General features: G+C 54.0%; 11 protein-coding genes. 5 read left to right on the top strand and 6 right to left on the bottom strand.

Annotated features, from left to right (window positions below):
- Positions 1-10 precede the first annotated feature (10 nt).
- Positions 11-1,078, top strand: coding sequence for a cytochrome-c peroxidase (locus tag ACR0LN_RS14045; RefSeq protein WP_480430443.1), 1,068 nt, complete (start codon positions 11-13; stop codon positions 1,076-1,078).
- On the opposite strand, the gene ACR0LN_RS14040 is transcribed toward ACR0LN_RS14045, so the two are convergent.
- Entirely contained in the window at positions 1,065-2,228 is a 1,164-nt protein-coding gene (locus ACR0LN_RS14040) for a pyridoxal-phosphate-dependent aminotransferase family protein (protein ID WP_480430442.1), read from the bottom strand. The genes ACR0LN_RS14045 and ACR0LN_RS14040 overlap by 14 nt on opposite strands.
- Before the next feature lie 134 nt (positions 2,229-2,362).
- On the opposite strand from ACR0LN_RS14040, the gene ACR0LN_RS14035 reads away from it, so the two are divergent.
- Together ACR0LN_RS14035 and ACR0LN_RS14030 are read left to right on the top strand one after the other, a co-directional pair.
- Complete coding sequence (locus ACR0LN_RS14035; protein WP_480430441.1) at positions 2,363-5,239, top strand: FAD-binding and (Fe-S)-binding domain-containing protein; 2,877 nt, start codon at positions 2,363-2,365, stop codon at positions 5,237-5,239.
- Between the two features lie 9 nt (positions 5,240-5,248).
- The gene (locus ACR0LN_RS14030) at positions 5,249-5,926 is read left to right on the top strand and encodes a GntR family transcriptional regulator (RefSeq protein WP_480430440.1); all 678 of its coding nucleotides are present in this window, start codon (positions 5,249-5,251) and stop codon (positions 5,924-5,926) included.
- 43 nt (positions 5,927-5,969) lie between these two features.
- Here ACR0LN_RS14030 and ACR0LN_RS14025 read toward each other — a convergent pair whose 3' ends face one another.
- Genes ACR0LN_RS14025 through ACR0LN_RS14005 form a run of 5 tightly spaced genes read right to left on the bottom strand, consistent with a single transcriptional unit; the run spans position 5,970 to position 10,619 of the window.
- Positions 5,970-7,046, bottom strand: a complete 1,077-nt coding sequence (locus ACR0LN_RS14025) for an Ldh family oxidoreductase (protein WP_480430438.1) — start codon at positions 7,044-7,046, stop codon at positions 5,970-5,972.
- The gene (locus tag ACR0LN_RS14020) at positions 7,036-7,908 is read right to left on the bottom strand and encodes an ABC transporter permease (RefSeq protein WP_480430437.1); all 873 of its coding nucleotides are present in this window, start codon (positions 7,906-7,908) and stop codon (positions 7,036-7,038) included. Before ACR0LN_RS14020 ends, ACR0LN_RS14025 begins: the two co-directional genes overlap by 11 nt.
- A complete protein-coding gene (locus ACR0LN_RS14015; protein WP_170336353.1) occupies positions 7,905-8,714 on the bottom strand; it encodes an ABC transporter ATP-binding protein in 810 nt (269 codons plus the stop codon). The genes ACR0LN_RS14020 and ACR0LN_RS14015 overlap by 4 nt, the downstream gene beginning before the upstream one ends.
- Positions 8,711-9,739, bottom strand: coding sequence for an ABC transporter substrate-binding protein (locus ACR0LN_RS14010; RefSeq protein ID WP_170585567.1), 1,029 nt, complete (start codon positions 9,737-9,739; stop codon positions 8,711-8,713). The genes ACR0LN_RS14015 and ACR0LN_RS14010 overlap by 4 nt, the downstream gene beginning before the upstream one ends.
- Before the next feature lie 58 nt (positions 9,740-9,797).
- Complete coding sequence (locus ACR0LN_RS14005; RefSeq protein WP_480430435.1) at positions 9,798-10,619, bottom strand: fumarylacetoacetate hydrolase family protein; 822 nt, start codon at positions 10,617-10,619, stop codon at positions 9,798-9,800.
- Positions 10,620-10,853: 234 nt separating this feature from the next.
- Here ACR0LN_RS14005 and ACR0LN_RS14000 point away from each other — a divergent pair, with 234 nt between their 5' ends.
- Together ACR0LN_RS14000 and ACR0LN_RS13995 are read left to right on the top strand one after the other, a co-directional pair.
- Complete coding sequence (locus tag ACR0LN_RS14000) at positions 10,854-11,534, top strand: FadR/GntR family transcriptional regulator (protein WP_480430434.1); 681 nt, start codon at positions 10,854-10,856, stop codon at positions 11,532-11,534.
- Positions 11,535-11,728: 194 nt separating this feature from the next.
- On the top strand, positions 11,729-12,412 hold the full coding sequence (locus tag ACR0LN_RS13995; RefSeq protein ID WP_480430433.1) for a fumarylacetoacetate hydrolase family protein: 684 nt from the start codon (positions 11,729-11,731) through the stop codon (positions 12,410-12,412).
- Positions 12,413-12,607: the final 195 nt, after the last annotated feature.

The following is a 12,607-nucleotide window of genomic DNA, read 5'->3' as shown; positions in this document are numbered from 1 at the left end:
AGAAGTCCTATTGTCAGAAGACGAAATCCAGCAAACGCTGTCCTTCGGACCGTGGCCACCATCATTCCAACCTGATCCAAGCAACAGGGTTTCAAGCGATCCACGAGCGATTGCGCTCGGCGCGGTCTTGTTCAACGATCCTATATTGTCTGTAGACGGTTCATTTGCTTGTGCAAGTTGTCACGATCCGGAGCGGGCGTTTACCACGTCCGAGCCGCGTGTATTCGGTCGCGCTCTGATAGATCGGAATACACCATCGCTGCGGAATCTTGCTGGTCTGCGATGGTACGGATGGGGCGGAAAGAGCGATAATCTTTGGGCAGCCAGCTTGCATCCTATCATCGAAGAACAAGAGATGGCGCACAGCAAAGAAAGCCTGATGAGAGCCATTTCCGAGAGTGCGTATATTGAAGATTTTGAAGTTATTTTTGGCGATGTTCAAAGCCAAGACCCGGAGCAGGTCTTGGTAAACACTGCTAAAACTTTATCTGCTTATCTGGAAACGCAAGTAACAGAGCGGACACAATTTGACGATTTTCGGGATGCATTGGAACGCGGCAATCTAGAAGAGGCTGCGAAATACTCCGAAGCTGCCCAGCGAGGCCTTCAGCTATTCTTGGGGCGCGGGAACTGTGCGTTCTGCCACAATGGCCCGAGATTTTCCAACAACGAATTCCACGATGCAGGCGTGCCATATTTTCTGAATGAAACCGAAGTCGACGACGGCCGGTTCGGAGGGCTGAACTTTTTGCTCTCAAGCGCATACACACTGGACGGCGACTGGAATGACGATCCGGACAAGCAAGGTGCATGGGTGGTTCGAAATGTACGCAGGAGCCATTCTGATTTTGGAACCTTTCGTACGCCCAGCCTGCGAGGCGTGGCCGAAACCGCCCCTTACATGCATGACGGCAGCCTTAATGATCTGGAGGCCGTGGTCCGACACTATGACGACATTGACATAGAAAGGCTTCACGCCGATGGCGAAGCTATACTCTCTGTACTGAATTTGTCCGAGCAGGAGATCGCAGACCTAGTTGAGTTTTTGGAGACTCTGTCCAGCGTTACGCGGCCTTGAGATACTCCAATGCAGCCTGGGCGCCACCTTTGTTGTGAGGCATGCCGCTTTTGGCAAGTCCCATTTCTACGCCAGACAATGTGCCCATCAACATTAGATCGTTGAAGTCACCCAAGTGACCTATTCGGAATACCTTGTCGGCTACTTTGGATAGACCATTTCCAAGTGAGATATCATAGTGCTCCAGCGCCGTCGCACGAAAGGCATCAGCAGAATGTCCCTCAGGCACTTTAACAGCGGTCAGTACGCCTGACTCCTGACCTTGACGAGCACACAATACCTCAAGCCCCCATGCTTGCACGGCTGCCCGAGTCGCCGCTCCGTGGCGGGTATGACGAGCGAATACGTTCTCTAGCCCCTCCTCGTGCAACATATCGATGGCCTCATTCAATCCATAGATAAGATTGGTGCCAGGGGTATAAGGGAAGAACCCTTTCTGGTTTGGTCCGACCATATCCCGCCAATCCCAATAACTGCGTGGCATGGTCACGGATTTTGAATGTTCCAGTGCGCGATCGCTTACGGCGTGGAAGCTGAGACCCGGCGGTAGCATCAGCCCTTTTTGCGAACCAGAGACACAGACATCTACGCCCCAGTCATCGAACCTGAAATCGATAGACCCAAGGCCGGAGATCGAGTCGACCATAAGAAGGGCAGGGTGTTTCGCTGCGTCTATGGCCCTGCGCACTTCCACAATAGCCGAGACTGACCCGGTAGAGGTTTCATTGTGGACGACGCATACCGCTTTGATCTTGTGATGACTGTCCGCGCGCAGACGATCTTCGATCTGATTGGGGTCCGCACCGCCGCGCCAATCCCCTTCAATCAGTTCCGGCTGCAACCCAATTTTTTCAGCCAAGTTGCACCACATGAACGAGAAATGTCCTGTTTCGTACATAAGAACTTTTTCACCCGGTGACACTGTGTTCACAAGGGCAGCTTCCCACGCGCCTGTACCGGATGAAGGGTAGATAAAGACGTTTTGTTCTGTCTTGAAAATCGTTTTCATCCCAGCGAGGGCCTTGTGGCCGACTTCTGCAAAATCTGGCCCCCGGTGGTCGATGGTCTGCATGCTTATGGCCTTCAGGATGCGTTCCGGCACGGCACTTGGCCCCGGGATTTGCAAAAAATGTCTACCCGCCTGGCGCATCTGAACTGATCCTTCCGTTGGTGACATGAAAGTGGCGTGATTACCTATTGGCAAAAGTTAATTATGAATTCATAATTCAGTCAACGGTGAAGTGAAGCTTCAGAGTGGGCTTACAAGGAAGGGAAGGTGCCCCGATGCGAGAGAATGGATCGTTGCACCGCCGACTGATGTCTGACGTCCAGGGCGAGGTGATGGCTGACGCGGCATCACGCGCACGATATTCGACCGACGCTTCGATTTATCAGATGATGCCGGACGCCGTGGTCATTCCCCGAAACACAGAGGATGTGCAGGCCGTGATGTCTATTGCGCGTGACGAGGGATGTGCACTTCTTCCGCGCGGTGGCGGCACGTCCCAATGCGGACAAACGGTTAATCAAGGCGTTGTGCTGGACAACACTCAACACTTGAATCGTATTCTTGACGTGGACGTTGAGAACCGTGTCGCGCGCGTGCAGCCCGGCGTTGTTCTGGATCAGTTGAACCAGTCACTAAAGCAATATGGTCTATGGTTTCCCGTCGACCCCTCGACCGCGTCGCGCTGCACGCTTGGAGGAATGGCAGCCAATAATTCTTCAGGCGGAAAATCCCTTCGGTACGGGATCATGCGAGACAACGTCCGTGCAATAAATGCAATCCTCAGCGACGGCATGGAGGCGCGGTTCAGCGCCGATACGACGGCATCTGGCGACTATGCGAAACTTGTTGATGATATGTGCGCTCTTGGACGACGCGAGGCTGCGGAAATTGACGCTCGCTTTCCCAAAGTCCAGCGCCGTGTGGGCGGATACAATATCGATGCGCTCGTTGGTAATGAAGTCAACATGTCCCATTTGCTTGTGGGGTCGGAAGGCACCCTGGGCTATTTCACTGAATTGGAGTTGAGCCTGGCTCACTTACCCGGCGAGAAAGTTGTCGGCGTTTGCCATTTCCCGACATTCCGTGCTGCGATGGAGGCAACTCAGCACCTCGTGACGCTCAATCCGCAGGCGGTGGAGTTGATCGACGACACCATGATCGCATTGGGGCGCGAGATACCGATGTTCCGAGATACGATTGAGGCATTTGTCGAAGGCGACCCCGAAGCCCTGCTGCTGGTGGAATTCGCAGAGGGCAGCGCCGAGGCCAATGCTGCAAAATTGGTGGAGCTTTCGCAATTGGTCGGAGATCTCGGGTTTTCTTTCAGCGGAGCGGAAAACCGGTGGGGCGGCGTTGTCTCTGTTGAGGACAACTCTTTGCAGGGTGCTATCGCCGAATACAGAAAATCCGGGTTGAACGTCATGATGTCGATGAAAGAGGCCGGTAAACCGATCTCTTTTGTGGAAGATTGCGCCGTCCCGTTGCCTGATCTCGCCGATTATACCGCTGGCCTGACTGAAGTTTTTGCCCGGCATGGCACAAAAGGGACATGGTACGCACATGCCTCGGTCGGGTGCCTACATGTTCGTCCTGTCCTGAACATGCGGCAGGATAAAGACGTCCGGACAATGAGAGCAATTGCCGAAGAGACCTTTGATCTGGTCAAGAGATTTAAAGGGTCTCATTCAGGCGAACATGGTGATGGGATCGTGCGATCAGAGTTTCATGGCAAGATGTTCGGCCCGCGTATCGTTTCCGCGTTTGAAGAGGTAAAGAACCGGTTTGATCCCAATGGTGTAATGAACCCCGGCAAGATCGTGCACGCGCCTGCCATGGATGATCGCCGCTTATTCCGATACAGCCAGGACTACTCAGTTCCAGAATTCGAAACGGCGCTGCATTGGTCGGCTTGGCCGGGTGCCGGAGGAGGATTCCAGGGCGCAGTCGAGATGTGCAACAACAACGGGGCGTGTCGCAAGCTCAAGGGTGGGGTTATGTGCCCCTCCTTCCGTGCGACCCGAAACGAACGTGATGCCACACGTGGGCGGGCAAACACGTTGCGTTTTGCCATCAGCGGGCAGTTGCCAGGCGGTTTAACCTCAGACGCAATGCAGGACACGATGAAATACTGTGTGTCTTGCAAGGCTTGTGCTCTTGAGTGCCCTACTGGCGTCGACATGGCGCGAATGAAGATAGAAGTGCTTTCAGCGAGGCGCAAAAAAGACGGGCTGACATTGGCCGATAGATTAATAGCTTATCTGCCGAGATATGCGCCAATAGCTGCAAAAGTCGCGTGGCTATTGAATGCTCGGAACAAAATTGGGCCCTTACGAGCGCTGTTGGAGAAACCGACTGGAATTTCCGAACGACGTGACCTGCCAGTGTGGTCTTCTGACCCGTTCCGTGACGCTGAGGCCCAGGACACTGAACCGCAGGTCCTTCTGTTTGCAGATGTGTTCAACCGGTATTTCGAGCCGGACAACCTACGAGCCGCGATCCGGGTTCTGCGCGCCTTGGGGCTTCGGGTTGCCGTCGCGCGGGATGACCTAACCGGAAAGGCTTTGGACTGCGGGCGTACTCTTTTGGCTGTGGGTTGCGTTGAAGAAGCCCGTCACGAGGCACAGCGCGTGATTGACGCGACGCGAGAAGCGGTTGCACAGGGCATACCAGTAGTCGGTCTCGAACCTTCTTCTATCCTCACTTTCAGGGACGAATATTTGGCTCTTTGCCCTGGGCTGGATGCGGAGTTGCTATCCAACGCCACTCATACCTTTGAGGAATTTCTGGCCGAGCAGCCGGAACTGCCTCTCAAAGCGATAGATCGCCCCATCTATGTGCATGGTCATTGCCACCAGAAAGCACACGATGCCGTCACACCGATGCTCAACTTACTTAATCGTATTCCCGCATCACAGGTTCATATGATTGAAAGCAGTTGTTGTGGTATGGCAGGGGCATTTGGATACGCGCCCGGCACTATTGATGTCTCAATCAAGATGGCAAAGCTAGACCTGTTTCCAGCTTTAGAAACGGCGCCAGTGGATGCAATTATTGTGGCAGATGGAACATCATGCCGACACCAAATCTCCGAGGGCACCTGGCGGCAGCCCATGCATGTCGCGCGCTTGTTGGAAATGGTACTTGATGAATAGGAAGTGGTTATGAATCTGACAGACAGTATCAAGCGCACGACACTGCATGAAGAGCTGGTTGAACGATTGCGCAACCTTGTGGTCGAAGATGTGTTGAAACCAGGTGAAAAAGTGCCCGAGAAACAGCTTTGCGACTCATTGGGTGTTTCCCGCACACCATTGCGAGAAGCCCTAAAGGTTCTTGCATCCGAAGGCTTTGTGGTGCTTCAGGCCAACCGGGGTGCCCGTGTCGCGAGTGTTACGAGGGAAGAATTGGAAAACACGTTTCCAGTGCTCGCAACACTTGAGCAACTGGCGGGGGAACTGGCGTGTCAGCATATGGGCCCTGCCGAAGTTCAGCTGATTGAGGATCGCCACAAGGACATGCTGAATGCCTATGAGAACCGCGATCGACAAGCGTATTTTAAGGCAAACCAGGACATTCATCAGGCACTGATACAGGGCGCGCGAAATGACATATTAGAAAGCCACCACAAATTGTTGGCCGCGCGGGTCCGGCGTGCGCGTTTTATGGCCAACTTGTCGGACGAGCGCTGGGCGCAGGCAATTGATGAACATGAAACCATGATGGACTTGCTTAAAGCACGCGATGCGGATGGGCTTGGTAATTTCATGAAGCTTCACATGATGAACAAACTTTCTGCTCTAGTGAAGGCGTTGGAGGCGGAGGAAGAGCCGATTTGCTAGCTTCTCTTCTAAAGCGCTATTCAACTATCTTTCGGATTGGCCGCTAGTCCGCTCTGAGACCAGGAATCAGGGGGGACAGCCCACAATCCTCGGCAAGATTGTTTAGGTCTCGACAAAGCGCTGGGTTAAGCCTCACACCGTCTTTGCGACGGGCCTCAGCGGCGGCCGTTTTTCCGTCTCCGGGCAGGCGTACTGGGTCATGACCGGGCAGGGGGGGTGACGCGCGCATTTCGGAAAAGACACGGGCTGCATTCGAAGCAAAGTCATTTCCCATTCCGAAGGCCGCCGGATCAAGCGCCATTACGAATTGCCCTGTGTTTGTGTATGATGTCGTGTCTGAGGTGAAGTTGACCACGTCCGAACCGAAGGCAGCACCGTTCAGGACCCCGGCCATCAACCCGATAGCTACAGAAAGACCGAATCCTTTTGGACCGCCGATCGGCAATAGAAACCCTTCTGACTTGCGGGCAGGGTCAGTCAATGGGTTTCCATCGCGCCCGACCATCCAACCTTCGGGCATAGGCTCACCTTGTTGCAGCAGCGTCTTGATTTTACCCATCGCGGCAACAGTTGTGGCCATATCAAACACAAACGGATCGGGGCCATCGGCAGGTGCGGAGAAAGCGATAGGATTGGTGCCAAGAAGCAAGTCGCTTCCACCATAGGGCGGAACGTGGTTCGCGCTGCCAACCGCCGCGGCCATGCCAAGTAATCCAGCCTCAGCTTGCGGACGTACATATAGCGCCAAAGGTCCCGCATGGTTGCCGCGCCGAACGCCGACCCATCCGATACCGGCCTCTTTTGCCTTTTCTATTGCAAGATCACGTGCTGCTGACATAGCCAAATGCCCAAGGCCGTCATCGCCGTCAATCAACCCGGTCGCGACGGTCTGATGTATGACTGTGACGCTTGGCTTGGCATTGCACCCGCCCCCGGCTAATCGGGCAAGATACTGGCGCAAGCGAAAGACCCCGTGAGTGCCGTATCCGAAGATATCGGCCTCGACCATCAGCGAGGCTACCTTGTCTGCATCTGCTTTTGACACACCTCGCGTTTCGAGTGCGCTCGCCACAAATTCTCGCAAGGTCTGGCAGTTTATTTTCACAGGCTCAGAAGTCATCTCTGCCAACCTGCTCTTTGTGCCAGAATACCAATTTGCGCTGCGTCCAAACTACTGTCGCGAAAACGGCCAGGCCGACGAGGCTGAGATAAAGTATCAACGAGAACACTCGTGGTGTATTGAGCTGCGATGCCGCAACACGGATCAACTCACCAAATCCCTTTCCACCGCCCAGAAACTCTCCTGTGATCGCGCCTGCCATAACGCCGACTGCTCCGATTTTGAGGCCGGTGAAAATCTGCGGCAAACCAGTTGGCAGCTTCATCTTTATCAATGTCTGCATCCGGCTCGCGCCCATAGTCTTGAACAACATGCGGGCGTTTTCGTCGGCTGCGTGTAGCCCTGCCGCGGTTCCAACCACAATGGGAAACGTCGCGATAAAGGCCGCAAGTGCCACCTTGGATTCAATGCCGAAGCCCAGCCAAGCCACAAAGAGAGGAGCGAAAGCGACCTTCGGCATCGTATCGATAGACACCAAGTAGGGCATTACTGCCTTCTCGCCAAAGGCCGTTTCGCCGACCAGAACGCCCAGCGAAAAGCCAATCGCGATTGCCAGCGCAAAGCCATAAATAACCTCTTTTATGGTGATCCATAGCGCACCAAGCATGTAACCCCCGGTCAAAAGATTTTGCCCAACGAATATCATATCTTTGAGGGTTTCCATCGGCGTCGGTAGTATGATCGGAGAAACCAGCTGTAGGCTGGTTACAATTTGCCAGGTCCCAACGAAGACCGCGAATACAAAGGTCATCGCCAGCCAGCGTGGAACCGAGTCGATAAAGTGAACTTTCTGCTCCCATACAGTATCTTCTGCTGTGGCAGCGTCTTTTACGGAAGGTGAGTAATTCTGAACTTCGCTCACATTTCTTCTCCCTTATCCAGGAGGCTGCGAATGTAGTCTACGATAGCGCCGAATTTGGGTGTCGTCATCATGTCGAGTGTTCGTGGGCGTGGCAGGTCGACCTCAACGATTTCGGCTATCCTGCCCGGGCGAGGCTTTAAAACGACGATTTCGTCCGATAAAATAACAGCTTCCTGAATGGAGTGCGTTACAAGAAAGGCTGTCGCATCCTGTTCCCGGCAAATCCGCTGCAATTCCATATTCATCATGTCGCGTGACAACTCGTCGAGCGCGCTGAACGGTTCGTCCATCAACAGCACGGCTGGTTCCGTGATCAGCATTCGACAGATCGAAGCGCGTTGTGCCATACCGCCTGACAATTCGTTCGGATATACGTTTTCGAACCCTTGCAACCCCACGATGTCTAAAAGTTCGTGCGCTTTTGCCATGGCTTGCTTGGCCGCGGCCTTTCCATCTCGGATCTCAATTGGCAAAACGATGTTTTCTACGGCCGTTTTCCAGGGGAAAAGCGTCGCCTGCTGGAACATCATACCTATGTCCCGGCGGGTCCCCGTGACTGGTTGCCCCTGAAGGATCACACGGCCCTTGGTTGGCGGGATCAGACCCGCCATGATCTTGAGTAGAGTTGACTTTCCGCACCCGCTGGAACCGATGACAGATGTAAAGCTTCCTTTCCGAAGCGTCAGATTGATGTCCTCGAGAGCGACGACAAGATTGCGTGCATAAGTCTTGCTTACATGGGTCAACTCATAGACCGGCGTGCCCAAGGGCGCGCCGGAAAACTCATGTGTGACTACAGCGTTCATTTGCTGGCAGCCTCGTTGCCGATGGCAGCAAACTCGTTGGTCCAGGCCGCGCTCAAGTCATCCAGCGGCCCTGGAATTTCGCCCCCTGCAACAAGTGCATCTTGCCATTCCTGCCAAACTTCAGCGGGATACCACCCCAGACCATTACTCGGATCTGCCGCGATAGTTTTCGAGCGTACGGCATCGAACAGTGCTGACTGGAACTCCTTGTCCTCGCCTTCCTGCGGGTTACCATCCGCCAGATGCTTTAGAACGGCTTCACGGTTGGCATCATCCAGCGCAAAGGCATGACCACGTGCGAAAGCACGGCTCCAAGCTTCGACCAATTCGCGGTCGTTGGCGATTGTGTCAGCCATTGTGGCAATGCCGTTACCGAAGAAACGCCCGAATTCCGCAGGCGTGATGTCACGCACCGCCATTCCGCGCTGGTTCAGAATTGCCGTGTCAGCCGTCGAAGCTGAGTAAGCGTCGATTTCGCCGTTCAGGAAAGCCGCAGTCGCCGGGCCACCATCGCCGACGGTAAGGAAGGTAAAGTCTTCACCCTCTTTCATGCCTGCTCCGGTCATCACATTGCGTGCAAAGCCGACTTCCGCGCCATCAGCCGTACCTGTACCGATAACTTTACCTCGTAGCTCTTCAACACTTTGGATGTCAGAGTCTTCTGGCACGGCGATGCCGAAGTTGCTGCGTGCCGCAACGTTGTAAATGTGCACGGCATCTACATCCCGCGACCGTGCGGCAATTAAGGGGCCAGGACCGGGGCGACCGAAGTGCGCCTGTCCGGCAGACAATGCTTGAAGCACGGCTCCTGAGCCGTTGATCGCCTCGACGGTCACATCCAATCCCTCATCAGCGAAATAACCTTCGCCAATGGCGACGAAAACCGGAAATGAATTGATTGCCGAAGGGCTTGGCTGCACGAAGGTAATTTTACGCAAGTCCTGCGCAAAACCCTGTGTTCCCAATGCTCCCGCCACCGGAACAGCCGAAAGCAAGGACGCTGTGAAAGTCCTTCTGTTCATCATTGTAGTCTTCCTCCCTTGCATGATTGGCATCCCGCAGATTTAGCGATGCAGAAGCCACTTACACGGCGCGCACGGTATTCCTGAGCGTGCCGATTTCTGAGATTTCACAAACCACAGTGTCCCCGTCTTTCAGGAACTGTGGTGGGTCCATGGCGTATCCGACACCAGACGGTGTGCCGGTCGCGATTACGTCGCCCGGTTCCAGGGTCATACCTTCTGAAAGGGATGCGATCAGCGTTGGAATGTTGAAAATCATGTCCGACGTAGACCCGTTTTGGCGCCGTTCACCGTTGACCGTCAACCCAATCGACAATGCGTGCGGATCGCTGATTGCGTCAGCGGTGACTATGCAGGGGCCCAATGGGCAAGACCCATCCAAACCCTTGCCTTTGAAGTACTGACCACCATGTCGGCGTTGGACGTCTCGGGCGGTTACATCGTTGAGAATCGTATAGCCGAATACATGGTCGTACGCGTCAGCCTTTGCTATGTTGCGCCCTGGCTTTCCGATCACAATTGCCAGTTCAACTTCATAGTCGATGGCCAGAGAAACGTTCGGAAATATTAAAATGTCCTCCTCAGGCGCCACAATAGAGGTCGGCGGTTTTGTGAAGAAAACGGGATGCTCTGTTACACCAACTTTTTGGTTTTGTGCACGATCGCCCTCGGCAATGTGTTCAGTGTAGTTGCGTCCAACACAGAAAACGTTTTTACGCGGAGCAGGAATGGGTGCCAAAAATGGCGCATCGGTGGGAGCCAATGCATCTTTTAGTTCGCCTGCTTCGGCCAATGATACGAGGGTTTTCAATACTCCAAGCGCAGGTTCGCCGCCTGCGATCATGTGCTGCATCGAACTAGTGTCTAGCGTCTTGCCTAGCATTTTCGCTGCGCGCGAAATGTCCAACCTGCTGTTATCGGTAAGTATTGCCACGCAAACTGCGCGACCCTCTACGGAGACAGTTGCTAACCGCACTCGGCACTCCTCCCTCGTGCTGATGTCAAGCTGTGGTCGCGGATACCGTCCTGCGACTCGTTTCATGCTTTCCTCTTGCCCTTGAGTTTTTTCCGACTTGGCGCTTCAATCAATCAACCAATCACCGAATTGGGTGGAGACATGAGTGGGCCAATAGAACTCGCACAACGCGTACGCGACCTGATTAACAATGCTGGATACCGGCACAACGACAGGCTTCCGCCTGAACGCGAACTCTGTTCAAAACTTGGGACAACCCGCAATCAATTGCGAAGAGCTTTGGCAGAGCTTGAGGCGCAGGGGCTTATCTGGCGCCATGTAGGGCGAGGAACTTTCGTCGGTTCCAGGCCGGTTCTTAACCTCACAGACGTAACGTACTTGGGTAATCAAATAAAACCTGAACAGGTTGTGTCGGTGCGGTTTACGATCGAGCCACAGCTTAGCCGCCTCGCAGCGCTCCATTCCACACGTTCGGATCGTGAGCAAATGAGGCTTTGCGCGGACAAATGCCGTACCGCAGAGGATTGGCGCACGTACGAAGCTTGGGACAACAATTTGCACTACGCTATAGCCCGCTCTACTCGTAACCAGCTCTTTTTATACTTCTTTGAGACTTTGAACTCGGTTCGAAGATCGATTGTTTGGGGGCAGCCGCGCGAAACTTTAAAACCCGCAGAAAACTATTCCAGCTTTAGCGAACATGATGTGATCGTGTCTGCCATTGCAAAGGGCGACTGTGAGCTTGCAGCCAGTGCCATGGTGAATCACCTGAAATCGGTTTATTCGCGGGTGCTGCCAACGAGCATCCAGTCCGAGAGCTGACGCAGTAGCATTGCCCAACCAATTCCGGAAATGGTCGGGGCGGATTGAAGCCGTTGGTCTTGCAAAACAGCGCGAATTTTGGCGATGACTTGGTAAGCCGCCGCGTCTGTTTGAATGTGGCGTGGCATCGATCGGAAGCTATCTGACCGTTTGGAAATCCGATCATTGGTAGTCAAACGTCCAGGAGGAAAGCGATGTCCGATCATGTCATTCCCGCGCCGCAGGTGCATGTCATACCCGTAGCGGGGGGCGGCACGTTCCCGGTCCGTCGTGTCTATTGCATTGGGCGAAACTACGCGGCGCATGCAATTGAAATGGGTCATGACCCGAACCGGGAACCCCCATTCTTCTTTCAAAAGAACCCGAACAATTTAGACGCTTCAGGGGAATTCCCGTACCCTCCGCACAGTTCTGATGTGCACCACGAAGCTGAAATGTACGTCGCGCTTAAGTCCGGCGGCACGAATATTTTGGTGGACGATGCATTGGATCATGTCTTTGGGTACGGCCTTTCGCTTGATATGACCCGTCGCGACCTGCAGGGACAGATGAAAAAAATGGGTCGCCCATGGGAAATTGGGAAAGCGTTTGAGCGCTCGGCGCCATGCGGACCAATTCATAAGGCGTCAGAGGTCGGGCATCTCGACAGAGGTCCGATTACTCTGACGGTAAATGGTGATGTTCGGCAAGAAGGCGACTTGAACCAGATGATTTGGAAAGTCCCCGAGATGATCTCTTACCTGAGCGACTACTTCGAGCTTGCGGCCGGTGACGTTATCCTTTCGGGGACACCATCTGGTGTTGGTCCCGTCAACCGAGGGGATGTTATGGTTTTGGCCGTCGACAAGCTGGGCAGCTTGAACGTGTGCGTAACATAGGACCTGCTGCGGCAACCTTACTTTGCGAAAGAAATCGACGCTTATGTAAACGGATATCAGATGCCCCATTTAGTCGCTGAATTGATCGCACACCACGCTGACAAAGCAAAAGCCGTTGGCGCTCCTGGCCGATCCTGGTTGAGCTACCTTGGTTGGTCTTGTCAGAAGAACTTGTCTTGAGGCGGGCAAAGGGCT

Source organism: Ruegeria sp. AA6, from assembly GCF_056542865.1.
The sequence above is the reverse complement of the archived record's forward strand: the minus strand, read 5'-3'. Positions and strand labels throughout refer to the sequence as shown.